We start from the raw sequence: 26,102 nt of genomic DNA, 5'->3' as shown, positions 1-26,102 counted from the left end.
ATAGTCACGATTCAGTGTTCGTGACTATTTTTTATTCACTATCAGGTTATTTTTTCTCTTTGTAAAGGATCATCACATAATGCTCTAAAAAAGCTTTCCATTGGATTTCGATGATTTCGATTTTACCTTCATTCTCTTGCAAGAAGGCATTCATTTTTTTCTCCAGCCCTTCTTGCCGAAAGGACTGGATGATTTTTACTCTCATTCTATTCTCCCCATAGGCCGTTGGCCTTATTGCCTTATTTATATAAGATTATTATTCACATTGACAAGAAAGTCCTGTACATTGGCCACGATGGTGGTTACTTCGAGTGAACCCCGATCTCTTAGCTTATTTAAGGCGAACTCTGCTACATCTACGGCGTAGATGTAGATTGGACGCAGTTGTCCATTCCGCTCAGTATAGGCGGGTGTCATATTTCCGGAAGCGATGGTATGGAGCTGGGTGGCCAGGCAAATGAGGGTGGTTGCCTTTTTGGTTTGTTTGCGCATTTCATCTTGGGCTTCGTAGACATTAGCCCAAACAGTGGGAAGGGGTCCGTCATCACGGATGGATCCTGCCAGAACCAAGGGGATATTCTTTTTTAAAGCAGCATACACTACACCCTCTGTCAGGTTCTGAGTTTTGATAAGCTTTTCCAGTGACCCGGCTTTTCGTGCCATATTGATCACATCCAAATGATTATAATGGCCATTGGGCTGAGACTCTTGGGTATATGTATTTTGACCCAAAGCAGTACCCAGGATACCGGCTTCAAGATCATGGGTGGCCATGGCATTACCGGCCAGAATAGCATGAACATAGCCTTTTTCAATCAAGGCGGCAAGAGCTATCCGGGAGTCGTAATCAAAAACCGTCGCCGGTCCTAACACCCAGACCACGTAGCCTTGATCTTTTTCGTGGCGCAGCACATCATAAAGATGATTATAATCCTTTGAATAAGCAGTCTCCCTGGAACGGCCGGATCGGAAGGCGAAAATATCTTCGTTGCTATCCTTGGAAGCAAAGCCCTCGGCATAGACATAAATGCCTTCACTAGCATCTTCTGTCCGCCCTACCACCACCTTATGGCCTTTCTTAAGATTGCGGAATTCAAGGATTTGGATCGTTCCGTCCTCCATAAGCACAGGGACACCGTCCATACGACTTTGGGAAGCAAGGACCCATTGACCATTGACTTTAAAGTACTCAGGATAAATGGACATACCATGGAAATGGTCGGGTGCGACACCATCCTGAAGGACTTCAACAAGGGTTGCATTGGGAGCGCCTGTAAAAGGCTCACCATCAAAATTAGGTGGGTTGAACTGAGGAAGCCGGAAACTCATAGAATCTCTCCTTTACCCTAATTCAAAGCGACATAAGATTAGTATTTACCTCTTGCCCATCTTCATACAAGGAAAGAGAGAGTTCATAGATTTCGAGGAGAAGATTGATCGGAGTTTTAGGAAGGATTAGCGATAGAGCCAACCTTTCCCTGGGTGATATTAAGCAGATCCTGAGGTAGAATAACGATCTGTAATCCTCGTGTTCCGGCGCTGATGGCAATTTTTCTGTGATGGAGCATATCCTCTTGAAAATAGACAGGGTATCTTTTTTTCGTTCCCAAAGGAGAGACGCCCCCCCGTATATAACCGGTTAAGGGCTGAATTTCTTTGAGAGGAACGACTTCCATTTTTTTATTGCCGCTCGTTTGAGCGAGAGCCTTAAGGTTCAGCTCATAATGGGCGGGGATGCAGGCAATGAGAACGCCTGTTTTATCTCCCCGGGTTACCAGGGTTTTATAGATAAGTTCGGGAGGCATCCCCACCTTTTGGGCGACGGTGGTGGCGGAAAGATCTGATTCATCCACCTCATAGGAGATCAATTCGTAGGATATACCGGCTTGGTCAAGGATTCGGGCGGCGTTGGTTTTTTGAGCCATAAGAATCACCTTTCTCTGGGTTCACCTGAGTATCACAGTGGCGCTTAAAAATTACTTCCTCATCCACTATAGGAAATGCAAGGGATGGCTGTCAAGCTTATAAACTTCTTAACCAGGGAAAGATTGGTGCAAAAAAAGGGAAAAGTTATGAGACCGAGAATAATACTAGATTGAATCTGGATTAAAGAGGGTGTTTGTGTGGAGATGTTATCAGGGGAATTATGGCTTGTCATGAGCGGAATCACTTTCTTTGCTACGTTTATTCAAGTCTTAACGGGTTTTGGATTCGGACTTGTGGCGGTACCCCTTCTCTTATTTGTTTTACCCAGTCAACAAGCTCTTTTGGCGGGAATGATTTTATCCATGATGGGCTCCGCCCTGCAGGGATTTAAAATGCGGCAGTTAGCCCGCTGGGATTTAATCCTCCGACTCTTGCTCTTAAGTATTCCCGGATTGGTTATGGGTGTTGCTTTAAGTGGATATATGAATGAAGTGTATATCAAAGGGGTTGTAGGAATTATTCTCATTGGTTATGTTTTCTATCAGTGGTTACAACTCAAAGGCAGCGCCTCTGAGAAGAAAATCCCTGTAGCCACAGCCCCGGTGGAAGAGGAAGGAAGCATCAATGTATCTTCAAAGGGCTTCACCTTAGTGGCCTTTTCTTCAGGTCTGCTCAATGGCTTAGCGGCCATCCCCGGTCCACCCGTCGTCGCGTTGCTTATTAAGCATCTATCCAAAGACGCCTTCCAAGCTACTACGGTCAACTTTTTCTTTTTCCAATACGCCATGACCACCGCTTCCAAAATTCTTGTATTCCGGGAGAGCTTTACTCTTTCCTTTGGAATAGTGCTTGTCAGCATGATTTTGGCCGTTATTCTTGGCTATGTGGCCGGTCAGCCCCTTAGGAAAAAAATTAATGAAGCTCAATTTAAGAAGCTGGTCTATGGATTGCTTTTGGTCATCGGTCTGACATCCATTGCTGAGCCTCTGAAGGTATTGTTTCTTTAACATGTTTTGGGCGTTTTCGGGTACTCTAAAGACAGAACCAGCAAGCAATTGATTTTGTCAGGATAAAAGGAGGAATCCCGCATGGACGACCGGAAGAATACCGCTAAAGAGATGAAACGCCAATTATGGGAACCGGCAGGTGTGATCAGTCAGACTCAAGAGTCCGGATCAAATACAATGGATTATGGCGAGAAGCCCAAAGAAAGCACAAAGGGTGGCCAGCTTAACTTAGAGGTGGAGGATGTTTTTCACAATCGGGGGATCATGGAAATTCTGCAGAATGCGAAAGAATAAAGGCAGGGGCAATGTATACGGAAGCAATGTATTGACAAGGGTAACATCTTGTTCCATAATGTATAGATAATTCATAGAGTGAATGATAGAGGCGCAGTGCATTAAGAGTAATTATCCCGAGCGCGTCAGGCTATGACGGATAAGGAAAGGAATCACTGCCGAAGCAAAGGCCAAAGACAAAGGGTCTTAGCTGGTCTTCCATTGAAAAAATGCAAGACTGTCACCGGATTTTCGGTGGAGTGCTATCTCGTGAAGTTTTGGGGCTTAGACTATATTTTCGCCTTAGAGAAACGGTTACGGGGAGACTCGTAGCCTTTTTTTGCACTATCAGACTCTAACAATTTCTATCGATTGATAGTATTAGGAGAGGAGAAGAATATGGCAGCAAAAAATTTACCCTTTAATCAAGAGCAATTGCGGAAAATTATCGCGGACTATGGCACCCCTTTTCATATTTATGATGAGGTAGCCATTCGAAAAAATGCCCAAAGACTTCAGGCGGCATTTGCCTGGGCACCGGAGTTTAAGGAGTATTTTGCCGTCAAAGCTCTCCCCAATCCCCATATTCTGAAGATCCTTCGGGAAGAAGGCTTTGGAGCAGATTGCAGCTCTTTGGCTGAGCTGATTTTGGCAGAAAAGGCGGGAATCACAGAGGAGAACATTATACTGACCTCCAACAATACCCCTGCTGACGAATTTCAAAAAGCTAAGGATTTATGGGCGATCATCAATTTAGACGATATTACCCATATTGATTATCTGGAAAAGCATGCCGGCCTGCCGGAGGTGATCTCCTTCCGTTATAATCCCGGTTTCCTGCGGGAGGGAAATGCCATTATCGGCAGCCCTGAAGAATCCAAATATGGCTTAACTAAGGAACAATTATTCCAGGCTTACGAGATCGTTCGTGATAAAGGAGTGAAACGTTTCGGGCTTCATACTATGATTATCTCCAATGAGCTGAACCCTGATTTCTTCATTGAGACAGCAGAGATGATGTTTGAGCTGGCCATAGAGCTGAAAGAAAGGCTGGGAATCCGCCTGGAATTTGTGAATTTTGGCGGAGGAATCGGCATCCCCTACCGTCCGGAACAAGAGCCGGTCAATCTGGAGACTATCGGTGAAGGAGTCCGTAAAGTTTACGAAGAGAAGATCCTTCCCAACGGCTTGGATCCTTTGCGCATTTGCTTGGAATGCGGGCGCATGGTAACGGGACCTTTTGGCTATTTGGTGACCCAGGTTATTCATCGTAAGGATATTTATAAACACTATATCGGTGTCGACGCCAGCATGGCGGATCTGATGCGCCCGGGAATATACGGAGCCTACCACCATGTGACCGTCTTGGGTAAGGAAAACCTGCCTAAGGACCATATCTATGATGTGACCGGGAGCTTATGTGAGAATAACGATAAATTTGCCGTAGACCGGGAACTGCCCCGGATCGATATCGGGGATATCCTGGTGATTCATGACACCGGGGCTCATGGGCATGCTATGGGCTTCAACTACAATGGCAAGCTGCGTCATGCTGAGTTATTGCTGCAAGGGGACGGCAGTGTGAAGCTGATCCGCCGGGCGGAAACCCTAGAGGATTATTTCGCCACCTTGGATTTCAGTGAACTATAGTTCTTAAGAGAGAAGGCAGGTCCTTCTCTCGTTTAAAAAGACTAAAGACCGAGGCTGCATGTGCCCCGGTCTTTTTAACATATGAGAAGGTATAAGTGCGTAGCAAAGAGATCCTACTCCGCTTTTTGGATAGACAAATACTGAGAACCTTCCTCGGTAAAACGAATAGTATACACTTTAGTATAGAAAACCTCTGTATAATCGAAATCGTAATAATCTACGGTCAGCTTCAGGGTATCGTCACTCAGCTGTTCTTTGGAAACTAATTTCGGGAAACGGCCTCCACCAAATCCCCCCAGACCGCCGATGACAATTTCCTTGGTCTGCGGCTGGTAACCGTCGATTTGAGCGGGGTCGAAATGGTAGCCGTCAAAATAGCGGTTTAATACGTTTTCGATGTCGGCTATCGGCACATGGTATTTGTCATCGGTTTTATTATACCATTGTTCCTGAATGTTCTCCGAACCTTCTGACGGACTGGTTATGTAGCAAAAAAATATGTACAGGGTTTCCGTCGGAATATCTTTGGCCTGAGTGAACAGCAAATTATCGGCTAGGGCGAGGTCGATGCCGCTGCAGTATTCGTAAACCAGTTCTTCATCGGATAGTTTTAAAGCCTGTGCTAAGGGTTGGGCCATGGCCGGAGCGCTGGGGATATTGGCCTCGGATACGGGTAGATCTTCTTTGGCGCATCCTGACAAGAGACTGGCTGTAACCAGCATGATTAAGAAAAGATAGCTCACTTTTCTCATTCTTTTATCCCTCCAAAAGTTTAATGGGGTGAGGTCATCATTATGCCTATCCACTCAGTAGACGAAGTTGAGGGCATGCTGTTTATATCCATTATATTCCGATTGGTCAACAAATAGCAAAGAATAGAGCAGGTCATATGCCCATTTGTATCTGTCGGAAGGGTTCCTCCCTTTAAATTGCGAAATCCCCATAGGCTTCACTCTCCCTTGCCCGTCGGCATAGTGTGTCATGAGACACTATGACGAAAGGGCGGGCATTAGAGTGAATGATTGTGTGACCGAACGGACGCCGCCGCTTCCCCAACAAACACTACTCCCTTACCGACCCACAACCTCCCAACGGAAATTGATCCCAACGCCGCTGCCAAGTATGTGGAACGCTGCGATACCTGCTGCAAGACCATCAGCGCGACCTTTTTCGAGCTGACAACAGCCCTTACCAATTTGACTCATCTTGATGGGAAGCTAAAAGAGGAAAAAAGAAAAGAGGCCCAGAAGCTGCTTGAAACCATAGCAGAGACGATTAAGGAGGCCTCCTGCCAAAAAGCCCCTTAAAGTGATTCGTTGATTGCCGGCGGAAGGAAACACCCCCAGACGGGACAGTGTTTTTACCTCACTGTCCTATCTGGGGGTAGCATATCAATCCGTGAACGATTAAACCGTTCCCTGAGCCTTCATAGCTTCGGCTACCTTAAGGAAGCCGGCGATATTAGCCCCTGCCACCAAATTTCCTTCGAAACCAAATTCTTTAGCGGCTTTGCTGGCATTGTGGTAGATATTAACCATAATTGTTTTGAGCTTGGCATCCACTTCATCAAAGGTCCATGAATAGCGCATACTGTTTTGGGACATCTCCAGAGCGGATACAGCTACACCTCCGGCGTTGGCTGCTTTTCCCGGTCCGTAGATGATTTTGTTCTGGAGGAACACATCCACAGCTTCCGGAGTAGAAGGCATATTGGCTCCTTCGCCCACAGCATAGCATCCGTTTTGAACGAGAGCCTTGGCCGCTTCCCCGTCCAATTCGTTTTGAGTAGCACAGGGGAGAGCGATATCACAGGGAATCGTCCAGATGCCTGCACAGCCTTCATGGTATTCGGCAGTGGGATGAGTCATGACATAGTCTTTAAGACGTTTCCGTTCAACTTCTTTGAGCTGACGGACCGTATCCAGCTTAATACCCTCTTTATCATAAATATAGCCGCTGGAATCGCTCATGGCCACGACTTTAGCCCCCAATTGGGTTGCTTTTTGGGTAGCGTAGATGGCGACATTGCCCGAGCCGGAAATGATGACCGTCGCTCCGGCAAAGGATTTATCAATAGCTTTAAGAGCCTCGTCGATAAAATAGACCAATCCATATCCCGTTGCTTCGGTACGTGCTAAGCTGCCACCATAGGTCAGGCCTTTTCCGGTAAAAACGCTTTCATATTTGTTGGTAATCCGCTTATATTGACCGAACATATAGCCCACTTCCCGTGCGCCAACACCGATATCCCCCGCCGGGACGTCTGTATCGGCACCAAGGTAGCGATATAGTTCTGTAATGAAGCTTTGACAGAACCTCATGATTTCCCCTTCGGATTTTCCTTTAGGATCAAAATCACTGCCCCCTTTACCACCGCCAATCGGCAAGCCTGTCAGGGAGTTTTTAAAGATCTGCTCAAAACCTAGGAACTTTATGATACCCAAATACACTGAAGGATGGAAACGTATCCCCCCTTTATAAGGTCCAATAGCGCTGTTGTATTCCACGCGGAAACCACGATTCACTTGAACCTTGCCTTGATCGTCAACCCAGGGAACCCGGAATAGGATCTGCCGCTCAGGCTCGACGATTCGCTCGAGAATTCCTGCTTCCTTAAGATCGGGACGTTTGTCCAGAACGGGTTGGAGAGATTCCAATACCTCCCTCAATGCTTGGTGAAACTCAGTTTCACCGGGATTGCGCTTAATCGCTTGCTCCAGAACTTCTTGAACGTACGTCATGTCCAATTTTCCCCCTAAACGCCTTTGTTTAAGTTTTTCAGCTTCTGTCATGGTTAATGTAACAGAAGTAACGTTGAAATATTCTCTGTTATAGGTCAAATACCTTTTTGTTTTGTGAGTGTGTATTGTATTCATGAAGATAGAGGATTATTTAACAAAAATGTAGAATTAAATTGGGTATGAGGAAGACTATACTGGTCAAAGACAGATGAAAACTACAAGCAACAAGCTAGAATATGAAGGGAGATTGTCCAGTAATGGAAAACACCTTGATCAAGTCGATTTATCGTGATACTCAGGCATACCTTAATCAAGAGATTCAGATTTCCGGATGGGTTCGTACACTGAGAGTGTCTAAAGCCTTCGGTTTTATCGAAATCAACGATGGCACCTTTTTTAAGAGCATTCAGGTGGTTTTTGAAGAAAGTTTAAACAACTTCGAAGAGATTTCCAAGGTTGCCACAGGAAGCTCATTAATCATAAAAGGCCTGCTGGTAGAGTCTCCCGGAGCAAAACAACCCTTTGAGTTAAAGGCTCAGTCCATCGTGATAGAGGGATCCTGCAGCATGGATTATCCTCTGCAGAAAAAACGTCACTCCTTTGAATATCTGCGGACCATCGCTCACCTTAGACCCCGGACCAACACCTTTTCTGCCGTGTTCCGTGTTCGCTCCCTGGTGGCCTATGCCATTCATAAGTTCTTCCAGGATAAAGGCTTTGTCTATGTTCATACCCCTATTATTACCGGAAGTGATGCTGAAGGAGCCGGGGAGATGTTTCAAGTCACCACCTTGGATTTGGATGCTCTGCCCAGGACTGAAGAAGGACAGATTGACTTTGCCAAAGATTTCTTTGGCAAAGAAACCAACCTGACGGTAAGCGGCCAGCTCAATGCAGAAACGTATTGCATGGCTTTCCGCAATGTCTATACTTTTGGTCCCACCTTCCGCGCTGAGAATTCCAATACAGCCCGCCATGCTGCAGAATTCTGGATGATTGAACCGGAGATTGCTTTTGCAGATTTACAAGATGATATGGAACTTGCCGAAGAAATGATGAAATACTTGATCACCTATGTCTTGGAACATGCTCCGGAAGAAATGGCCTTCTTCAATGAATTCGTGGATAAAACCTTATTTAGCCGCTTAGAGAATATCGTCAATTCAGACTTTGGCCGACTTACCTATACGGAAGCCATTGAAATTCTTCAAAAAGAAAAGGATCGCTTTGAATTTCCCGTGGAATGGGGAACGGATCTCCAGACTGAGCACGAGCGCTTCCTAACGGAACAGATCTTTAAGAAGCCTGTGTTTGTTATCGATTATCCCAAGGATATCAAAGCTTTCTACATGCGTTTAAATGATGACGAAAAAACTGTGGCGGCGATGGATCTTCTCGTTCCCGGAGTGGGGGAAATCATCGGTGGAAGTCAGCGGGAAGAACGTTTAGATTATTTGGAGAAGAGAATGGATGAGATGGGGCTGCATAAGGAGGATTACGGCTGGTATTTGGATCTCCGTAAATACGGAGGCACTCGTCATGCAGGCTACGGATTAGGCTTTGAGCGGGTGATTATGTATTTAACCGGAATATCCAATATTCGCGATGTAGTAGCTTTCCCGCGCACCGTTAAAAATGCGGACTTTTAATATTTGCTGAAATATATTGAATGTTTAGGCGAAATCAGTTAAATTATATTATAAAGTAGAATTTGCTCTAACGATTAAAAAGCGCAACTGAAGTAGGAGGGAATGGGCTTGAAGCTCTTAGTAACAACCGCTGCCAAGAAGTTTATCCTGGACAACGGAATGACGGCTATAGCTAAAAATGTGGGATGGCCAACTGTAGAGCTAGGTGAACCTAAAGAAGAGGAACTAGGCGAATATCAGGCGATTGACTTGGGGGAAGATATTAAGCTCTATACCCATATTAGTATATTAAGCCTGGACGATTTTAATCATTTTCGAATTGACTATGGGTGGAAACTGACCGGTAAAGGATTAACGATTAAAAGTCGTTGGTTCAAAGATAAAAAGTAGTTGGATTAAAAGTTAAAGATGTTCAATACTTCGTGGCGCTTATTGGTTTAACCTATAAGCGCTTTATCTATCTCAATAAGTTATATCCCTCGATAAGCGGAATAAGATAGTCAGTAAATAAAAACCTAAATTCCCCTAAATTGCATCTCAATTTGGGAAATAGCATTATTTTTCACCATGTATACAATGTTTTTAATGGAAGAGGCAGGAAAAATAAATCTGCTATAGAACACTTATTGATTCCTGTAAATATCATAAGATGATAATTTTCTATGGATTAGGAATAATACAGACGTAAATAAAAGGAGGATGACCCCATGCCTAATCAAGAAATGCTTCTCATACCTGGACCTACACCGGTTGTGGATGAAATATATGAAGCATTAGCTCAGGAGACCCATTCCCACACGGACCCCAGACTGGTTAAGAAATTCAAGAACAGCCTGGATATGACCAAGCGTATGTTCAATACCGATGGCGAAGTCTTTGTCGTCGCCGGTTCAGGAACTTTATCCATGGAGATGGCCATCGTCAACACAGTGGCACCTGGAGAAAAGATTTTGGTTATTAGTCATGGCTATTTTGGCGACCGTTTTATCCCTTTGGCCCAAACCCATGGTATTCAGGTTGAAGTGCTCCAGTCCGAGTGGGGCAAACATGTTGAAATCTCTGCTGTTGAGGAAAAGCTTGCCGAAGGAGGCTTCAAAGCTGTAACGGTGACCCATGCGGATACCTCAACCGGGGTAATGTCCAATCTGGAAGAGCTGGTTCCAGCAGTGAAGAAATACGGTCCTCTCTTTATCCTGGATGGAGTCTGTGCAACAGCCGCTATTGAAGAAGATATGCAAAAAGAATACGGACATCCCGACTACAGAATCGACCTCGTTCTCACCGGCTCCCAAAAAGCTATTGGAGTTCCTCCGGGCTTAGCCATCGTTGCTTTTGGACCGAAAGCTTTAAAGGCAAGAGAAGCCATGGATAAGGTAGCCGCGTACTATATGGATATCCTGCGCTGGCTGCCTACTATGCAGGATCCTGGTAAGTATTACGCCACCCATCCCGTCAATATGATTTATGCCTATGAAAAAGGAATGGAAATCGTCATGGCCGAAGGCCTGGAAGCTCGCTATAAGCGCCATGCTGCTTTAGGGAAGGCCGTTAGGGCGGGGCTCGCTCAGTACGGTATGAAGGCCTTGGCTTCTGAAGAGATCGCTGCTCCCACTCTGAGCTGCATCCTTTATCCGGAAGGAGTAAATGATGCCGAGTTCCGCTCCAAGCTGGCGGAAAAAGGTATGATCATCGCCGGTTCTCTGGCTAATCTAGCCGGGAAGGCTTTCCGTATCGGTCATATGGGTAATGCTACTGAAGAAATGTTTATTAGGGCTATGGAGCTTGTGGGCGAGACCCTTAACGAGATGGGCTTCAAGGCTGACGCGGCCAAGGCTGTGGAAACGTTTAAAGCCGTTTATCATGAAGGGTTAGGGAAGTAGTCAGGCTGCTCTCTGAACCGGTAAAAATACAATTTGGATAATTCGTTTGATCTACGCTAAGACAGTTCTCAAAGGACTGTCTTTTTACTTATTTGCCTGGCTATAAAAATTCCTTGGATTTCTGGATAATAATTCATTTCCTCAGCCACACTAAGAAAGATTAAATCTAGGTGTGAGGTGAGTATGATGATCACAAAAAAGAGAGTGTGGGTAGGGGTAATAGCTATAGGTATTGCTCTAATACTTGCCAGTGGTGCTTATGGAGCTTTAGGTGATCGAACCCTAAGCCAAGGTTCAAGAGGCCCGGAGGTCACTGAACTCCAGAAAAAGCTTGTCTCTTTGGGCTATGTGGTCGGAAAGGTTGATGGCATTTACGGCTCGAAGACCAAGGCTGCCGTGACCCGTTTTCAGAAGGAGCGGGGCTTAAAGGTTGATGGAATAGCCGGAGCTCAGACCATTAAAGAGCTCAAGCTTATGACTGGGGGCAGCACCAATGCCTCAGGAAAATCCGTCGGACCGAAAAATGTGGATGTTAACCTATTAGCACGTTGTGTCAGTGCCGAGGCCCGGGGAGAACCCTATGTAGGACAGGTAGCTGTAGCTGCTGTGCTTCTCAATCGCATAGCGGATCCGGCCTTTCCTAATACTCTAGCAGACATAATCTATCAGCCTCTCGCTTTTTCCAGTGTGGCGGATGGGCAGATCAATATGGCCCCTACAGCTTCGGCACTTAAAGCAGCCCGAGAAGCGGTAACGGGAGTGGATCCTACAGGAGGAGCCATTTATTTCTTCAACCCGGCCAAGACCAAGAATAAATTCATCTGGTCCAGGCCGCAAATAATGCAAATCGGCAATCATATTTTTACTCGTTAGGAGGGGATTGCATGAGCAGAAACTTTTGGATTGGGATTTTAGGAACCGCTTTAATCCTCTCCCTGGCTTGGGGATTTACTGAGTATCGTCAGGCGGAACAACTGGAAAAAGTCAGCACAAACCAATATCAACGTTCCTTACGGGATTTTGCCAGCCATCTGGACCAATTGGAGACAGATTTGGCTAAAGGTCGTGTAGCTTCTACTTCCAGCCAAAAAGTACTTTATTTAAGCCAGGCAGGAAGCATCAGTGAATCTGCGGTTAAAGATTTGGCACAGCTTCCGGCCGAAGAAAATGGTCTAAGTTATATTAGTGAGTTTTTAAATCGTACAGGAGATCTCACAAGAAGTCTAGCGTATCAAATCTCAGTGGGTCATACACCCACTACAGAAGATGATAAAAATCTCACTGATGTTCACGCACGTCTTTTGTCCGTTAATGAAAAGGTACAGAATCTGGTCCAAAGAGTGGATACCGAGGGGCTGGCGTGGCTGGATAATCGGACTCTGTGGAATCGTATGGTTGGCCTTCTGAAGACAGGAACAGCGGAAGCCGCGGCGGAATCGGCAGATGGCCCTTCCAGTTCAGTGCGCTCCGGACTGGACCAATTGAATGCCAGTCTGCAAAAGCTCCCACCTTTCTCCTATGTGGGAGAATACGAATCCCGTTCTGTAAAGGAACCCCTCGGTCTGCCCCGTGATGAGGTGGATAAAGAGACTGCCATGAAGGCAGCCAAGGATTTCCTTAGCAAGGTAGGATATCCAGGAAGCAATCCGGAGTTTTCCGGCGTCAGTCAGGGTGCTTTAGGAGTTTACATCTTTAAGCAGGGAGATATCTTCCTGACTGTCAGCAAACGGGGCGGCAAAGTGTTGATTTATCGTGATCAGCGGGAGTTTAACGAGCGAACCATGAGTGCTGAGCAAGCTAAGGAAAAGGTAGCCCAGACCCTTAAGTCCTTAGAATGGAATCTGGTTTTGACCTCCACTGAGGATTTTGGTGGATATCTGCAGCTGGAGTACGTCCGGGATGAAAGCGGTACACGTTATTACCCTGATAAACTCCGAGTCACGGTGGCTTTAGATAATGGACAGATTATCGGTTACGATTCGACTCCTTACTATGCCTATCACCAAAAACGCAACTTCACCAAAAAGCTGACTCTTGAGCAAGCAAGAACCAAGCTCAGACAGGGCTTCCAAATCAAAGAGACCCGGACGGCTGTGATTCCGGTCAAGGGCAACCGGGAGGTTATGGCTTACGAATTCCGTGGACTCTATCAGGATGAGGAATACCTTGTTTACATCAATGCGGAGACTGGAATTGAGGAGAAGATCCAGCGTATCATCAAAACTCCCCGAGGGGAATATCTGCAATAAGTAGGAAGAAGTAACCCTTAAATAGGGTATACTAAAGAGCAAGGTGGTAATGTATGAAGCATTGCCATCTTGCTTTTCTGTATGGTTTTGTCAGGATAGAGCTTCATGTTGGCTTCGTGCTGCATAGGCGGCACGAAAAATAGTGTCCGGGTCGTGTAGCTTTACGCACAACGCTCACTCCATAGCTCCGGGGCTGGTTCACTCGCTTTCTTAACAGCCGGGCCAAACCCCGCTACTTTCTGCATGTAAACCAGTGGCCCGTCTAAGTTAAGAAAGCCTCGTTCACCTGGCCGCCCCTCCGCTAAATCCGTTCGCTTTTGTGCGTAAAGCTACACTTGCAGGTCTTTTTTAGTTTTTTCTTGGGGGCCTGAGATTGTTTGTAAGCGAGGGCCTTTTGTGAACCGTTTATGGGGCCGTCTTTAGAGTTGTTCTTTTCTTCGGAGCCCTTCCAGGAGTAGCCGACCATGCCGCTCAAGCGGCGTCGGTAAAGACGGAAAAAGCGGCTCGGATCATGCGACTTGCACCGCATTTCCCACAACGCCCCGCTCGCTCAAACCCGAAAAGCAGCCCAAGGATTTTGCTTTACAAAAGTGAGCGAATTTAAGCGAGCGGAAACAAAACTTCGCGAAAAGCGCGCAGCGGAGTCGGGTTGGAAACAGGACGTTTCCAACCGGCCATTGAGCAGGAGCGATTTGGCCGGGTACCCGACGGAGCGGAGGGCTTGAGCGTTAGTTTTGTCCGCGCAGCTTATGGAGCGACCGGTGTAAAGCAAAATCCTGGAGATCGATTTCCAGAGACTTCACCCATAGACAACCCGCTCACAGCTCCTCTCCGGAACAGAAGCGCGCGTTTCTTTTCACTTTCCCTCACACAGAACGGAAAGGTTGATATATAATAGTACCTGCAGACAAGAGAGAAAGGAGACTCCCGTGGTCAAAGAAGTGTTAATTCAGGTCGTAAGTACCCAAAGCTATGAAGAAGGGTCTGAGGAACGCATAGAGTTCTCCACAGTGGGAAACTTACATAAACGCCAGGGCAGCTATTATATTATTTACCGTGATTCGGAAACCGCCGGGGGAGCTGGGGTAACCACCAGTCTGAAGGTGGAACCTGCTAAGGTAACCCTAAATCGTATGGGGGCCATAGATCAAAAACAGGTTTTCGAACGGGGGATTCTCCACGGTTCAGCCTATTCTACACCTCAAGGGTCACTGTTTCTTCAGGTTTTTACTGAGGATATGAAGATTGACTTGACAGAGCAGGGTGGAAATATTACTCTAAAATATAATCTTTTTATTGACGATCAATGGGTCAGTCATAATTCTCTGTGGATTAATATAAAGGAGGACGCTCCTCGATGAGTTTGTACATTAATATTAAAGACATGATTTATGCCAATCTGGCAAAGGCTGCGGCGGAGGCCCAAAAAGCAGGTGAGCTTACCTTTGAAAGTTTACCCAATTATGTATTGGAAGAGCCCCGGGAAAAGCAGCATGGGGATTGGGCAACCAACCTGGCCATGGTCCTAACCAAGCAAGCTCGCAAAGCCCCCAGGGATATTGCCAATATCCTGATTAAGTATTTGGATACTGAAGGAACGTTTATTACCTCCAGTGAAATTGCCGGCCCCGGATTCATTAATTTTCGTTTGGATCCCAGCTGGCTCACGGGGGTCATTCCGGAAGTTTTAAATCTTGAGGCAGATTACGGAAAAGTAAACCTGGGTCAGGGAAAGAGGGTCCAGGTGGAGTTTGTCAGTGCCAATCCCACAGGACTGCTCCATATGGGCAATGCCCGGGGCGCGGCTTTAGGGGATAGCTTAGCCTCCTTGCTTGCCATGGCAGGCTACGAAGTCAGCCGGGAATTCTACATCAATGATGCAGGAAACCAAATCCATAATTTTGCCCTCTCCCTGGAAGCCCGTTATCTTCAGCTCATGGGTCAGGATGTTCCTTTCCCCGAGGGAGGATATCATGGTGAAGACCTTATCGACACCGTTAAAGGGTTGATAGAAAAGGTAGGGAATAAATACCTCAATGTGGAGGAGGATCTACGCCGGGAGTTTCTCGTCCGTTATGCCTTGGAAGAGAAGCTGACCAGTATCCGTGAGACCCTTACCGATATGGGTGTCCACTATGATTGTTGGTTTAGTGAGCAATCCTTGCATGACTCCGGATTTGTTAAGGACACCATGGAAAAACTGGAGCAGCAGGGATATATCTATGAAAAAGAAGGGGCTCAATGGCTGAAATCCACCTTATTCGGGGATGAAAAGGACGAAGTTGTGGTACGCGGTAATGGGACGCCCACTTATTTTGCAGCAGACATTGCCTACCATCGGAACAAATTTGACCGGGGATTTGACCGGGTCATTAATATTTGGGGTGCTGATCACCATGGTCATGTAGCTCGCATGAAAGGGGCTATGTCCGCCTTGGGATACGATCCCGAGAATCTCCAAATCATTTTGATGCAGCTGGTTCGCCTCATTCAAAATGGCGAAGTGGTCCGCATGTCCAAGCGTTCCGGACAGTATATTACCTTAAGAGAATTGATGGATGAAGTAGGCAAGGACGCCGCTCGCTTCTTCTTTATCATGCGTGATCCTGATTCCACGGTAGAATTCGATTTGGATTTGGCTAAAGCGGAGTCTTCAGATAATCCCGTGTACTATGTCCAATATGCTCATGCACGGCTGTGCAGCATTCTGCGCCAAGCTGCCGAGCAGGGCTACAACACGGCTGGAATACCTCAAGAAGGGGACCTGAAGAGACTCCAGAGCAACGAGGAGCGGGAGCTTCTGAAGAAAATCGCCGAATTGCCTAATGAGATTGAAGTAGCTGCACGTTTAACAGAGCCTCATCGCTTGGCACGCTATGTATTGGATTTGGCAGGGCTCTTCCACTCCTTCTATAACAGCCAAAGAGTTTTGGTAGATGAGGAAGGATTACGGGAAGCACGTTTAGGCCTGGTTCGTTCCACCAAGCAGGTTCTGGCTAATGTTTTGGGCATCCTCGGTGTTACTGCTCCGGAGAGAATGTAGTAAGAAATTAATGTAAGTTTTAAGTGTTACAGAATACTAGCAGGAAATAATTAGGGGTGAGTCGAATATACTGTCTAAATATTCGGAGATGAACATGAAGGGCGGTGTAATATTGACCCATTCCTTAACACAGAAAGTAAAGCTCTCTGATGAAGATATGGCTTATGAGATTCTTGCATCCCAAGGACGTGCTATGCATTACCAGGATTTAATCATGGAAGTGCTCACACGGCAAGAACGTGCGCAAGATCCGGCTGCTATCTCGGGCGTATTGACTCACATCAATTTAGATGCCCGTTTTGCCTATGCAGGCAACGGAGAGTGGGGACTTAAAGTTTGGGTCCCCAGCAAAAGTTCGCGGAAAATACCAACCATCACCTTATTGAATAAAGGATTAGCCTATGATGATAGTAATGAAGAACTCGAATTAGATTTAGAGGGCAAGGATATTCTTTTTGATGACGGGGAAGATGGTGGGGATGAATCGGATTCGGAGCTTGAAGAGGGTTCCTTTAACAACGAAGAATCCTGGTAGGTTTGATGAATTTGAGCTTGATGAAGAATCTTGGCGAAAGAAAATAAACTAAGAGGTATTCTCTTGAATCGCCTTGACAGCCAATCGAAATCTGGCTAGAATAAGTATAAATGGTGAAAATAAAGCTAGTGCGTCTTGCGGACTAGCTTTTTTTATGTGCATGCGTTCGGCTTTTCAATGATTAATTATCATTTTACTGCTGTGCGGAAATCCTAAATACAAAGAGACGTTAGAAATTGGTCGAGAAAGGATAGGGAAAGATGACGAAGTTTATTTTTGTCACAGGTGGTGTAGTATCCTCCTTGGGAAAGGGGATCACGGCATCCGCTCTGGGGTGCTTGCTCAAAAATAGGGGATTAAGTGTGGCCATACAAAAATTTGATCCTTATATTAACATTGACCCAGGGACTATGAGTCCTTACCAACATGGTGAAGTTTTTGTTACCGATGATGGAGCGGAGACGGATTTAGATCTTGGGCATTATGAGCGTTTTATTGATGTACCTGTGTCTAAAAATAGCAATGTAACCACAGGAAAAATCTATTGGTCCGTCCTCAACAAAGAAAGACGAGGAGATTACTTAGGCGGAACAGTACAGGTCATTCCCCATATTACTAACGAAATTAAGGAACGCATTTACCGAGTAGCTCGGGAAAACCACCCGGATATTGTGATTACGGAAATCGGTGGTACCGTTGGAGATATTGAATCCCTGCCCTATTTAGAAGCTATTCGTCAAATGCGCAGTGATATCGGCAGAGACAATGTCCTTTATCTTCATGTGACCCTCATTCCCTATCTGAATGCCTCAGGTGAGCTCAAGACAAAACCCACTCAGCATTCCGTTAAAGAGCTTCGGGGAATCGGCATTCAGCCCAATATTCTGGTTTGCCGCACAGAACATGCTATTTCCAACGATATGAAAGAAAAACTAGCCCTCTTCTGTGATATCGATCGTGAAGCCATTATCCAAATGGTGGATGCTAAGAGTATTTATGAAGTTCCTTTAAATATCTTAGAAGAAGGCATGGATGATATCGTTCTTAAGATTCTGGGTATTGAAGCACCTCCTGCTGATATGACAGAGTGGAGTGCTATGGTTGATCGCATTAATAATCCTCTGAGTGAAACGGAAATTGCCATTGTCGGAAAATATGTGGAGCTTCCCGATGCCTATTTGAGTGTAGCCGAAGCCTTGCGTCATGCCGGAATTGAACATCTGGCGAAAGTTAAAATACGCTGGGTCAACTCGGAAGAGATTGAAGGGTCTTCGGCCGAGGCGCTGCTCAGGGGCGTATCCGGAGTTCTTGTACCCGGCGGATTCGGCAACCGGGGAATTGAAGGTAAGATTGAAGCGATTCGCTATGCGCGGGAAAATAAAATACCCTTCTTAGGAATTTGCTTAGGCATGCAGACTGCAGTCATTGAATTTGCGCGGAATGTATGCGGCATGAAAAATGCCAACAGCTCTGAATTTGATATAGACACACCTTACCCTGTCATTGATATCCTGCCTGAACAGAAAGAGATCGAAGACAAGGGAGGAACCATGCGCTTGGGAATATCTCCTGTCAAGCTTATCGAGGGCACTAAGGTCAGCTCCATTTATCAGGATGAAGTGATCTATGAGCGCCATCGCCATCGCTATGAAGTAAATAATCAATTCCGCGCGGAATTAGAAAAGGGCGGTCTGAAATTCTCAGGAACTTCCCCTGATGGACGCCTTGTAGAGATCACAGAGTATCCTGATCATCCATGGTTTGTGGCTTCTCAGTTCCATCCGGAATTCAAATCCCGTCCTTATCGTCCACATCCCCTCTTTAGAGAGTTTGTCCAAGCCACATTAACCAATAGATGATTTAAAGGCGATTCCATGGCTCCTAGGGGCCATGGAATAGTTTTAGGTAAAAGTCGTTTGGGCTTGCCTATTTGTGGCAAAAATTAACATAAGAAGTATGATATACGGGAGGCTGTTGGGATGCCATATACAGCAAGACTGATAGATAACGCTGAAAAAGAGCGTTTTGATGAATTTATGGCTCGCCACTCGAAGGGTCATGTACTGCAGACCTGGGGCTGGGGAGAACTTAAAAATAGAACCGGCTGGAAACCATGGCGTTTAGTCCTTGAAGACCATGGTGAAATTGTAGCCGCCATCTCTATTCTCGAACGGAAGATACCTGTCGTGGGAATTCCCATTTTTTATGCTTCCCGGGGACCCGTTCTCGATTGGACCAATCACGAATTATTTGATGCCCTTCTTCTCGAGGTTAAAAAATTAGCCCAAAAGCGGGGGGCTATTTTCCTGAAAATCGACCCGGATGTTCCCTCTTCAGACAAAGATTTAGAGAATTACTTGAAGAGCCGGGGGTTCCGAAGTGCAGAAACCGGCAAGGGCTTCGAAGGAGTTCAACCTAAATATGTCTTCCGTCTGGACATCGCCCCTGACGAAGAGACTCTATTGGCTCAAATGCACCAGAAGACCCGCTATAATATTAAATTAGCGACAAAAAAGGGAGTCACCATCCGCATTGGTACTAAAGGAGATTTGCCCGATTTTTATCGAGTGCTCAAGGAAACTACGGAGAGAGATAAATTCCTGGTCCGGGCCTACTCCTATTTCGAAGATATGTATGATGAACTTCATTCTGCCGGCATGGCGGAGCTATTCATTGCCGAATATGAAGGACAGATTATCGCAGGTACCTTGGCCCTGATTATCGGAGAAAAGGCCTGGTATCTCTATGGTGCCTCTTCTAACTCCCATAGAAATGTGATGCCCAATTATCTGATTCAATGGGAAATGATCCGCTGGGCTAAATCCAAAGGCTGCACCCTCTACGATTTCCGCGGGGTACCTGGCCATCTCACCGAGGACAATCCCCTCTATGGCCTTTACCGTTTCAAAAAAGGCTTCAACGGAGAGTACACCGAATTCATCGGCGAATGGGATTTGGTCTATCGTCCTGTGGTCTACTTCCTCTGGAACACCCTTGAGCCGGTATACTCCGATGTGGTCAAAGGAATTATCGGGAAGCTGCGGCAGAGAAATAAAGGGTAAAATGAACAAACTCACAAAAGGTGGCGATACTCTATGAGTGATGCATGGATCGATATTGATCTGGACGCCATAGCGAATAATTACCGAGAAATAACTCAGCATCTTAGCCCGGGTGCACGAGTCATGAGCGTAGTCAAAGCTGACGCCTATGGCTTGGGAGCGGTTCCTGTTGCCCGTACGCTCCAAAAACTTGGCTGCCAGGCTTTTGCGGTGACCACTGCGGAAGAAGGTCTTATTCTGCGTGAGCATGGAGTGGAAGGGATTATTTTGGTTTTGGGGCCGGTATCCTCGGAGCAAATGGCAGAGGCCCTTGAAGGAGACCTCCAGCTGACCCTATCGGATTTTTATATGCTAAGGAAATGGGAAGCTGTCGCTGCAGAATTGGGCAAAGAGGCTAAAGTCCACCTTAAGCTGGAGACGGGAATGGGGAGAACCGGCTTTTTCGAGAAGGATTGGGAACTACTTGCCGGGTTATTAAAGGAATCCCCCCACATCACCCCTGTAGGCGTCTATACCCATCTGGCTCGGGCTGCTCAACGGGATCAATCCTATACCCGGCAGCAAGTGGAATGTTTTCAGAGAGGGGTAAAAGTTCTCGAGGAACATGGGTTTACAGGCTTATGGAAGCATGTGTGCAATAGTGCTGCCTTTTTGGACTATCCTGAATGGCATTATGATTTTATTCGGACGGGAACCCTCTTGATCGGCCACTTCCCTGCCACGGCCTTTGCAGGCAAGCTTAAACTGCAGGATCCATGGGTTGCCAAGGCCCGTATTGTTAGCCTGCGCCGGGTACCCAAAGGAACCTTTGTCGGCTACCAAAGTATTTATCGAACTAAGGCCGAGACTCAATTAGCTGTGATTCCTGTGGGTTATGCCGATGGATTTGGTGTTCAGCCTCATTTTGTTCCCCAAGGAGTTTGGGATTTTATTAAGATTGTCATCAAGAACTTTTTAGCCCTTTGCGGAATTTATAGGGGACAAGAGACTGTGACCTTACAAGGGCATAAGATTCCTGTTGCCGGAAAGATTGGTATGCAGTTAACGGTTCTTGACGTAGGAGATCTTTCTTGCGAGACGGGGGACGAGGTGGTTCTGCCTCTGAGACGGACCCAAGCCAATCCGCGATTATTAAGACAATATTGGTCTGAAAAAAGATTAATCGCGAAACGCAATATAAAAGAAGGATTTTTACAATCTTATCCAGAATATCCATAAATAATAGTAGTGAGGAATCACTAGAGGAGAGGGGGCAATTTATGGCTAATATTTTGGTTGTAGATGACCAAATGGGGGTGCGAAGGCTCCTCTTTGAAGCCTTTAAAGAGGAGGGCCATCTGGTAAAAATGGCGGAGAACGGTAATGAAGCCCTGCGTGTACTCGAAGATTACAAGCCGGACTTAATTATTATGGATATGAAAATGCCGGAAATGAATGGGATTGATACCCTCAAGGAGATTCGTACCTTTAACCAGGATGTCCAGGTCATCATGATGACTGCTTATGGGGATGCACAAAATATGGAGAGAGCACAAGAGCAAGGAGTAAGGCATTATATCAGCAAACCTTTCGACCTTTTTGAGCTGCGGGATGTGGTTCGCGATTTGCTCAAATAAATTATATAGTATAGATTTTTAGTCAAAAATTGATTTTGTTTCGGAATTTTTGAGGTACCATGGCATTAATTGTTGTGAGGTTACCTCTTATTTTTTTAGATAAAAGATGGAGGAAAAACCCCCCCACTTGCCGAAGTATAGTTTCGAGTAGAAAGAGGTGGGAAAATTGATCCTGACAACCCATACATCCGTTGCTATGCAGTGTCCCAAATGTGGAGAATTAGAGTTTCACGCCCTTTCACTTTTTGCGTTTTCAGGCAAGGGACGTGAAAGTTTATATTGCCGTTGCGGCGAATCCTTAATGTCTGTGGCGAGCAGAGACCACAAGAATTTCAATGTTTCCTTTAATTGTGCTTTTTGTGGTAAAGTACATTATCTGCGCTTAAAGAGAAGAGCCTTTTGGGGCAAGAACGCCATCCCTTTGCTATGCCCGGAAGTAGAGGCTTCCACAGGCTTTGTCGGTCCCAAACAAAAGGTAGCCCAAGCTTGTCAGGAGCGGGAGAAATCCATCGCTGAACTGGCTTCGGAACTGGGCTATGAGGATGAATTTGAGAATCCGGAGGTTATGCTAAAACTCCTGGACCATCTTCATAATTTAGCCAGGGACGGAGCTTTAGGTTGTAAATGCGGCAACCATAATCTAACCTTTGAGCTCTTGCCGGACCGCATCGAGCTCTATTGTGAGATTTGCGATGCGGTAGGTGTGATTTACGGAGAAAACACGGAAAACATTCGGATCTTCGAGGGAATGACATCCGTGAATTTGGATGAGAATAAGACCGTACTGTTAAATTGTACACAGCACGGACATTTTTGTAAGGTAATTGAGGAGGAATAAGAATGAGTTTGGTACCAATGGCTCAGCTTTTACTTGACGCCCAGAAAGGGCACTACGCAGTGGGAGCATTTAATTGCAATAATATGGAGATTGTTCAAGCCATTGTGAGTGCGGCAGAAGCAGAAAAATCCCCGGTTATCGTTCAGGCAAGCCAAGGAGCGATTAAATATGCGGGAATTGAATATATAGCTACCATGACCCGTTTGGCAGCTGAGAAAGCCAGCGTGCCTGTGGCCCTCCATCTTGATCATGGAACCAGTTTTGCTCAAATTATGAGTTGTGTAAGAAATTCCTTTACTTCCGTTATGATTGACGGATCGAAGCTTCCCTTGGAGGAGAATATTGGGTTGACCAATAAAGTCATCGAAGCAGTCCGTCCTCTCGGAGTCTCCGTAGAGGCAGAGCTGGGTAAGATCGGTGGAACGGAAGACGATATTACCGTCAGTGAGAAAGAAGTTCTCTTTACTGATCCCGCAGAGGCTGAGCGTTTTGTCAGTGAGACGAAAGTGGATGCCTTAGCCATTGCCATCGGTACTGCCCATGGTCAATATAAAGGAGTGCCTAAGCTTGATTTCCAACGCTTGACAGAGATCCGCAAGAGGGTTAATGTCCCCATCGTGCTTCACGGATCGTCAGGAGTGCCGGATGAAGCCATTCAAAAAGCTATTTCCCTGGGGGTATGTAAAGTCAATATTGATACAAACATCCGGGAGGCCTTCGTAGCCGCTGCCCGCAAAGTAATGGCTGATTATCCCCAGGAGATTGATCCCAGGAAAATGCTCGGACCGGCACGGGAAGCCACCGTCGAGATCATCCGGGAGAAGATCCGGCTCTTTGGGAGCAGTGGAAAAGCCTAAGGAGGAGGAGTGTCATGGAATTTTTATTGGACTCAGCCAACCCGGAGGAGATTAGGCAGGCATGGGACATGGGAGTCATCGGGGGGATAACCACCAATCCCAGTCTGGTAGCCAAAGAAGGAAGAGATTTTCACCAGCTTTTGCAGGAGCTCGTTCAAATTGTTGATGGCCCTATTAGTGCCGAAGTGATTGCTTTAGATGTGGCTGGGATGCTTCAAGAGGCTCGGGAGCTTGCCGCCATGCACCCCAATATCGTCATCAAAATTCCCATGACGGAAGATGGGCTCAAGGCGGTCAAAGTTCTAAACGCCGAGGGCATTAAAACCAATGTGACCTTAATCTTTTCAGCAGTTCAAGCCTTGCTTGCCGCTCGGGCGGGAGCGACCTATGTTAGCCCCTTCCTGGGCAGACTTGATGATATCGGTGAAAATGGACTTCTTTTATTGGCTGATATTTGTGAGATTTTTGGAGTCCATGGACTAGAGACGAAAGTCATCGCTGCCAGTATCCGTAATCCTGTTCATGTGACGGAAGCGGCCAAAACCGGTGCGGATTATGCCACTGTTCCCTTTCATGTTTTGTGCCAACTCTTTAAGCATCCCTTGACTGAGGCCGGCATTCAGAAGTTTTTAGCCGATTGGCAAAAGCTTAAATAGCAGGATTATAAGTGGCGGTTAGCAATGATAAATTTTAAATAAAAGCTCTGGCAGACGATTTTCGGCTGATAGAGCTTTTCTTTTAGCACATTGTACTCTGCCTTGCATCTATAAAAAAAGTATGGGACAATTACAGATGGTGTTTATGAATAGTGGAATCGTTGTTTGTAAAGCAGCCAAGACTTTGCGAAATGGATAAAAGATGCAACTCATTTCTCATTGAGTTAGGATTAGGTTGGAGTTAAATAATTTGGAGGGATCATCATGAATAATGAAATGGCCATGGAACGGGAACTCACCATGGAATTTGCCCGGGTTACTGAGGCGGCAGCATTGGCTTCGGCTCGTTGGGTTGGTCGTGGAGATAAAGAAGCCGCAGATGATGCTGCAGTACAAGCCATGCGCTCAGTGTTTGACACGATTCGTATGCAGGGGACGGTTGTCATCGGTGAAGGGGAAATGGATGAAGCTCCCATGCTCTACATCGGTGAAAAAGTAGGAAGCGGAGAAGCTCCGGAATTGGATGTAGCCGTCGATCCCTTGGAAGGAACGAATAGTGTAGCCAAAGGCTTAGCCGGAGCCATTGCTGTGGTCGCTATAGCCAAAAAAGGCGGCCTCTTACATGCTCCGGATATGTATATGGATAAAATTGCCGTCGGACCTCAAGCCAAAGGCAGAATACACTTGGATGCCCCGGTCAAAGAGAATTTAGCCAATGTGGCTCAGGCTCTGGGCAAGAGTATGGATGACCTTACCGTAGTTATCTTGGATCGCTCCCGTCATGATAAGATCATTCATGAGGTTCGGGAGGCGGGAGCCCGGATTCGCCTCATCACTGACGGAGATGTATCGCCGGCGGTGGCTTGTGCTATTGAGGGAACCGGAGTAGATGTCATGATGGGGATCGGCGGAGCTCCGGAAGGGGTACTGGCTGCGGCTGCTTTACGGTGTTTAGGCGGAGAAATGCAGGGAAGGCTTTGGCCGGAGAATGATGAGGATATCCTGCGGGCTCAGAAGTTAGGCGTTCATGATATCAATAAACTTTTAACGATGGATGATCTGGTCTGCTCTGATGATGTCTTTTTTGCAGCTACCGGTATCACAGAAGGCCCACTGCTTAAAGGTGTGCATTTTACTTCCCAAGGAGCCCTAACCCATACTGTGGTTATGCGTGGAAAAACGGGGACAGTCCGCTTTATTGAGGCACGGCATCGTTTTGACAAAAAGCCCGCTTATGCCATGAAGGGTGTCCAGTAGGTATTTTTTACCTGGACATGGGTAAAGCTACCCTTGAGGTGGTTATTTAACAATGAATAATGAAGGACATGGGCAGAGGGCATTGTATCGTAAAGGGTGTGCCCTCCTGTTTATGTGTTGTTTCTGGATTAATGCCTGGTCTTCCGATGCTTTTTCTCAAGAAGAACAGGCTACCTATTCTGTAGTCACACTTCAAGAAGGACAAAGCCTTGACGATTTGGCTAAAAAGTATCAGACGACCAGGTCTCAGATTCTGTTGGATAATCCATCGGTAATCGCGAACCCTGAGGCTACACTGACCATTCGGGAGAATACCGTTCAGGAGATCCCTGCGGTGGTCGAAGCCTTATCCCGCGGGGCATCCTTAACCTGGAGCTGGCCGGTCTCTGGCCCCATCAGTTCAGATTATGGCTGGCGAAAGGGAGAATTTCATCATGGTATTGATTTTGCCATTCCCCACGGAACGGAAATTCTTGCCGCTCGCGAGGGCAAGGTCGTTAAAGCCCAATGGATCGATATTTATGGTTTGACCGTGCTTTTGGACCATGGTAATGGAGTGCAAAGCCTTTATGCCCATAATCAAAAACTCCTGGTACGTCCAGGAGAGTGGGTTGAGCAGGGGGATCGTATCGCCTTGGCGGGAGATACGGGAAGAAGTACGGGTCCCCATCTTCATTTTGAGATTCGCTTGAATGGGAAAGCTGTTGACCCCAAGCCCTATTTGCCCCGAAACCCAACCTAAAACGACTCGGTTCTTAACGAAAAAAATAGTTGAGGGCATTGAAGCATTCTATGTTTTTTGCCTTGACCTGTATGAAGCCAATGTGCTACAATGTTTAGAGTTGACGACTCGGTTGGGAAAG

The 26,102-nt window shown here is 46.3% G+C and carries 26 protein-coding genes, 1 pseudogene and 1 riboswitch; of the genes and pseudogenes, 22 read left to right on the top strand and 5 right to left on the bottom strand.

The annotated features are described in order from the left end of the window. Positions 1-46: 46 nt before the first annotated feature. The 3 genes from DESPCE1_RS23460 to ybaK form a co-directional block, all read right to left on the bottom strand. A complete protein-coding gene (locus DESPCE1_RS23460) occupies positions 47-205 on the bottom strand; it encodes a hypothetical protein (RefSeq protein WP_014795905.1) in 159 nt (52 codons plus the stop codon). A 38-nt stretch (positions 206-243) separates the two neighbouring features. Further along, the gene (locus DESPCE1_RS0120475) at positions 244-1,329 is read right to left on the bottom strand and encodes a hypothetical protein (RefSeq protein WP_019851555.1); all 1,086 of its coding nucleotides are present in this window, start codon (positions 1,327-1,329) and stop codon (positions 244-246) included. Positions 1,330-1,445: 116 nt separating this feature from the next. Further along, positions 1,446-1,925, bottom strand: coding sequence for a Cys-tRNA(Pro) deacylase (ybaK, locus tag DESPCE1_RS0120470; RefSeq protein ID WP_014795903.1), 480 nt, complete (start codon positions 1,923-1,925; stop codon positions 1,446-1,448). A gap of 198 nt (positions 1,926-2,123) precedes the next feature. Between ybaK and DESPCE1_RS0120465 the strand changes: the two genes are divergently transcribed. The 3 genes from DESPCE1_RS0120465 to lysA all read left to right on the top strand — a co-directional run bounded on the left by DESPCE1_RS0120465 (position 2,124) and on the right by lysA (position 4,856). Further along, a complete protein-coding gene (locus DESPCE1_RS0120465; protein WP_014795902.1) occupies positions 2,124-2,933 on the top strand; it encodes a sulfite exporter TauE/SafE family protein in 810 nt (269 codons plus the stop codon). Between the two features lie 81 nt (positions 2,934-3,014). Next, positions 3,015-3,227, top strand: coding sequence for a hypothetical protein (locus DESPCE1_RS0120460; protein WP_019851554.1), 213 nt, complete (start codon positions 3,015-3,017; stop codon positions 3,225-3,227). 78 nt (positions 3,228-3,305) lie between these two features. After that, positions 3,306-3,480, top strand: a riboswitch (Lysine riboswitch). A gap of 125 nt (positions 3,481-3,605) precedes the next feature. Further along, complete coding sequence (lysA, locus tag DESPCE1_RS0120455; RefSeq protein WP_019851553.1) at positions 3,606-4,856, top strand: diaminopimelate decarboxylase; 1,251 nt, start codon at positions 3,606-3,608, stop codon at positions 4,854-4,856. 113 nt (positions 4,857-4,969) lie between these two features. On the opposite strand, the gene DESPCE1_RS0120450 is transcribed toward lysA, so the two are convergent. After that, entirely contained in the window at positions 4,970-5,608 is a 639-nt protein-coding gene (locus DESPCE1_RS0120450) for a hypothetical protein (protein WP_019851552.1), read from the bottom strand. Between the two features lie 318 nt (positions 5,609-5,926). Here DESPCE1_RS0120450 and DESPCE1_RS0120440 point away from each other — a divergent pair. Continuing rightward, positions 5,927-6,176, top strand: a pseudogene (locus tag DESPCE1_RS0120440) (hypothetical protein); the annotation flags it as partial. A gap of 86 nt (positions 6,177-6,262) precedes the next feature. Here the strand turns inward: DESPCE1_RS0120440 and gdhA are convergent. Further along, the gene (gdhA, locus tag DESPCE1_RS0120435) at positions 6,263-7,597 is read right to left on the bottom strand and encodes an NADP-specific glutamate dehydrogenase (RefSeq protein WP_019851550.1); all 1,335 of its coding nucleotides are present in this window, start codon (positions 7,595-7,597) and stop codon (positions 6,263-6,265) included. 257 nt (positions 7,598-7,854) lie between these two features. Here gdhA and asnS point away from each other — a divergent pair, with 257 nt between their 5' ends. The 18 genes from asnS to DESPCE1_RS0120350 all read left to right on the top strand — a co-directional run bounded on the left by asnS (position 7,855) and on the right by DESPCE1_RS0120350 (position 25,981). Continuing rightward, positions 7,855-9,246: an asparagine--tRNA ligase gene (gene asnS, locus DESPCE1_RS0120430; protein WP_019851549.1), complete on the top strand. Its 1,392-nt coding sequence runs from the start codon at positions 7,855-7,857 to the stop codon at positions 9,244-9,246. A 102-nt stretch (positions 9,247-9,348) separates the two neighbouring features. Further along, the gene (locus DESPCE1_RS0120425; RefSeq protein WP_014795895.1) at positions 9,349-9,636 is read left to right on the top strand and encodes a hypothetical protein; all 288 of its coding nucleotides are present in this window, start codon (positions 9,349-9,351) and stop codon (positions 9,634-9,636) included. 317 nt (positions 9,637-9,953) lie between these two features. Beyond that, on the top strand, positions 9,954-11,126 hold the full coding sequence (locus tag DESPCE1_RS0120420; RefSeq protein ID WP_019851547.1) for an alanine--glyoxylate aminotransferase family protein: 1,173 nt from the start codon (positions 9,954-9,956) through the stop codon (positions 11,124-11,126). 186 nt (positions 11,127-11,312) lie between these two features. After that, positions 11,313-11,999 (top strand): spore cortex-lytic enzyme, encoded by a 687-nt coding sequence (gene sleB, locus DESPCE1_RS0120415; protein WP_028305649.1) that lies wholly within the window; start codon positions 11,313-11,315, stop codon positions 11,997-11,999. Positions 12,000-12,010: 11 nt separating this feature from the next. Continuing rightward, complete coding sequence (locus DESPCE1_RS0120410; protein WP_014795892.1) at positions 12,011-13,375, top strand: PepSY1/2 domain-containing protein; 1,365 nt, start codon at positions 12,011-12,013, stop codon at positions 13,373-13,375. 649 nt (positions 13,376-14,024) lie between these two features. Beyond that, positions 14,025-14,270 carry a hypothetical protein gene (locus DESPCE1_RS24230; protein ID WP_014795891.1) on the top strand — a complete coding sequence of 82 codons (246 nt, stop codon included), beginning with the start codon at positions 14,025-14,027 and terminating at the stop codon, positions 14,268-14,270. Positions 14,271-14,304: 34 nt separating this feature from the next. Next, positions 14,305-14,736 (top strand): DUF1934 domain-containing protein, encoded by a 432-nt coding sequence (locus DESPCE1_RS0120405; protein ID WP_019851545.1) that lies wholly within the window; start codon positions 14,305-14,307, stop codon positions 14,734-14,736. Next, on the top strand, positions 14,733-16,418 hold the full coding sequence (argS, locus tag DESPCE1_RS0120400) for an arginine--tRNA ligase (RefSeq protein ID WP_019851544.1): 1,686 nt from the start codon (positions 14,733-14,735) through the stop codon (positions 16,416-16,418). Before DESPCE1_RS0120405 ends, argS begins: the two co-directional genes overlap by 4 nt. A 94-nt stretch (positions 16,419-16,512) precedes the next feature. Continuing rightward, positions 16,513-16,953 (top strand): DNA-directed RNA polymerase subunit delta, encoded by a 441-nt coding sequence (rpoE, locus tag DESPCE1_RS0120395; RefSeq protein WP_014795888.1) that lies wholly within the window; start codon positions 16,513-16,515, stop codon positions 16,951-16,953. A gap of 260 nt (positions 16,954-17,213) precedes the next feature. Next, positions 17,214-18,812: a CTP synthase gene (locus DESPCE1_RS0120390; RefSeq protein ID WP_014795887.1), complete on the top strand. Its 1,599-nt coding sequence runs from the start codon at positions 17,214-17,216 to the stop codon at positions 18,810-18,812. 120 nt (positions 18,813-18,932) lie between these two features. Beyond that, the gene (locus DESPCE1_RS0120385) at positions 18,933-20,015 is read left to right on the top strand and encodes a peptidoglycan bridge formation glycyltransferase FemA/FemB family protein (RefSeq protein WP_014795886.1); all 1,083 of its coding nucleotides are present in this window, start codon (positions 18,933-18,935) and stop codon (positions 20,013-20,015) included. 33 nt (positions 20,016-20,048) lie between these two features. Then, positions 20,049-21,233, top strand: coding sequence for an alanine racemase (gene alr, locus DESPCE1_RS0120380; RefSeq protein WP_019851543.1), 1,185 nt, complete (start codon positions 20,049-20,051; stop codon positions 21,231-21,233). 41 nt (positions 21,234-21,274) lie between these two features. After that, a complete protein-coding gene (locus tag DESPCE1_RS0120375; RefSeq protein WP_014795884.1) occupies positions 21,275-21,631 on the top strand; it encodes a response regulator in 357 nt (118 codons plus the stop codon). A 166-nt stretch (positions 21,632-21,797) separates the two neighbouring features. Beyond that, positions 21,798-22,469: a hypothetical protein gene (locus DESPCE1_RS0120370; protein ID WP_014795883.1), complete on the top strand. Its 672-nt coding sequence runs from the start codon at positions 21,798-21,800 to the stop codon at positions 22,467-22,469. Positions 22,470-22,471: 2 nt separating this feature from the next. Next, the gene (locus DESPCE1_RS0120365; RefSeq protein WP_014795882.1) at positions 22,472-23,326 is read left to right on the top strand and encodes a class II fructose-1,6-bisphosphate aldolase; all 855 of its coding nucleotides are present in this window, start codon (positions 22,472-22,474) and stop codon (positions 23,324-23,326) included. A gap of 14 nt (positions 23,327-23,340) precedes the next feature. Beyond that, positions 23,341-23,982, top strand: coding sequence for a fructose-6-phosphate aldolase (gene fsa / locus DESPCE1_RS0120360; protein ID WP_014795881.1), 642 nt, complete (start codon positions 23,341-23,343; stop codon positions 23,980-23,982). A gap of 282 nt (positions 23,983-24,264) precedes the next feature. After that, positions 24,265-25,239: a class II fructose-bisphosphatase gene (gene glpX, locus DESPCE1_RS0120355; RefSeq protein WP_028305648.1), complete on the top strand. Its 975-nt coding sequence runs from the start codon at positions 24,265-24,267 to the stop codon at positions 25,237-25,239. 52 nt (positions 25,240-25,291) lie between these two features. Next, positions 25,292-25,981, top strand: coding sequence for a M23 family metallopeptidase (locus DESPCE1_RS0120350; RefSeq protein WP_014795879.1), 690 nt, complete (start codon positions 25,292-25,294; stop codon positions 25,979-25,981). Positions 25,982-26,102 lie beyond the last annotated feature (121 nt).

Source organism: Desulfitobacterium sp. PCE1 (genome assembly GCF_000384015.1).
Lineage (GTDB): Bacteria > Bacillota > Desulfitobacteriia > Desulfitobacteriales > Desulfitobacteriaceae > Desulfitobacterium > Desulfitobacterium dehalogenans.
This window is presented reverse-complemented; position numbering and strand designations above follow the sequence as displayed.

What these genes read in the sequence shown, in the direction of transcription:
- DESPCE1_RS0120375 (WP_014795884.1), top strand. Translation starts at nt 21,275, where the DNA reads ATGGCTAATATTTTGGTTGTAGATGACCAAATGGGGGTGCGAAGGCTC.
- alr (WP_019851543.1), top strand. Translation starts at nt 20,049, where the DNA reads ATGAGTGATGCATGGATCGATATTGATCTGGACGCCATAGCGAATAAT.
- DESPCE1_RS0120410 (WP_014795892.1), top strand. Translation starts at nt 12,011, where the DNA reads ATGAGCAGAAACTTTTGGATTGGGATTTTAGGAACCGCTTTAATCCTC.
- DESPCE1_RS0120475 (WP_019851555.1), bottom strand. Translation starts at nt 1,329, where the DNA reads ATGAGTTTCCGGCTTCCTCAGTTCAACCCACCTAATTTTGATGGTGAG.
- DESPCE1_RS0120420 (WP_019851547.1), top strand. Translation starts at nt 9,954, where the DNA reads ATGCCTAATCAAGAAATGCTTCTCATACCTGGACCTACACCGGTTGTG.
- DESPCE1_RS0120460 (WP_019851554.1), top strand. Translation starts at nt 3,015, where the DNA reads ATGGACGACCGGAAGAATACCGCTAAAGAGATGAAACGCCAATTATGG.
- glpX (WP_028305648.1), top strand. Translation starts at nt 24,265, where the DNA reads ATGGAACGGGAACTCACCATGGAATTTGCCCGGGTTACTGAGGCGGCA.
- DESPCE1_RS0120350 (WP_014795879.1), top strand. Translation starts at nt 25,292, where the DNA reads ATGAATAATGAAGGACATGGGCAGAGGGCATTGTATCGTAAAGGGTGT.
- ybaK (WP_014795903.1), bottom strand. Translation starts at nt 1,925, where the DNA reads ATGGCTCAAAAAACCAACGCCGCCCGAATCCTTGACCAAGCCGGTATA.
- DESPCE1_RS0120425 (WP_014795895.1), top strand. Translation starts at nt 9,349, where the DNA reads ATGGGCTTGAAGCTCTTAGTAACAACCGCTGCCAAGAAGTTTATCCTG.
- DESPCE1_RS0120450 (WP_019851552.1), bottom strand. Translation starts at nt 5,608, where the DNA reads ATGAGAAAAGTGAGCTATCTTTTCTTAATCATGCTGGTTACAGCCAGT.
- fsa (WP_014795881.1), top strand. Translation starts at nt 23,341, where the DNA reads ATGGAATTTTTATTGGACTCAGCCAACCCGGAGGAGATTAGGCAGGCA.
- DESPCE1_RS0120390 (WP_014795887.1), top strand. Translation starts at nt 17,214, where the DNA reads ATGACGAAGTTTATTTTTGTCACAGGTGGTGTAGTATCCTCCTTGGGA.
- DESPCE1_RS0120385 (WP_014795886.1), top strand. Translation starts at nt 18,933, where the DNA reads ATGCCATATACAGCAAGACTGATAGATAACGCTGAAAAAGAGCGTTTT.
- lysA (WP_019851553.1), top strand. Translation starts at nt 3,606, where the DNA reads ATGGCAGCAAAAAATTTACCCTTTAATCAAGAGCAATTGCGGAAAATT.
- asnS (WP_019851549.1), top strand. Translation starts at nt 7,855, where the DNA reads ATGGAAAACACCTTGATCAAGTCGATTTATCGTGATACTCAGGCATAC.
- DESPCE1_RS0120365 (WP_014795882.1), top strand. Translation starts at nt 22,472, where the DNA reads ATGAGTTTGGTACCAATGGCTCAGCTTTTACTTGACGCCCAGAAAGGG.
- DESPCE1_RS23460 (WP_014795905.1), bottom strand. Translation starts at nt 205, where the DNA reads ATGAGAGTAAAAATCATCCAGTCCTTTCGGCAAGAAGGGCTGGAGAAA.
- rpoE (WP_014795888.1), top strand. Translation starts at nt 16,513, where the DNA reads ATGAAGGGCGGTGTAATATTGACCCATTCCTTAACACAGAAAGTAAAG.
- sleB (WP_028305649.1), top strand. Translation starts at nt 11,313, where the DNA reads ATGATCACAAAAAAGAGAGTGTGGGTAGGGGTAATAGCTATAGGTATT.
- argS (WP_019851544.1), top strand. Translation starts at nt 14,733, where the DNA reads ATGAGTTTGTACATTAATATTAAAGACATGATTTATGCCAATCTGGCA.
- gdhA (WP_019851550.1), bottom strand. Translation starts at nt 7,597, where the DNA reads ATGACGTACGTTCAAGAAGTTCTGGAGCAAGCGATTAAGCGCAATCCC.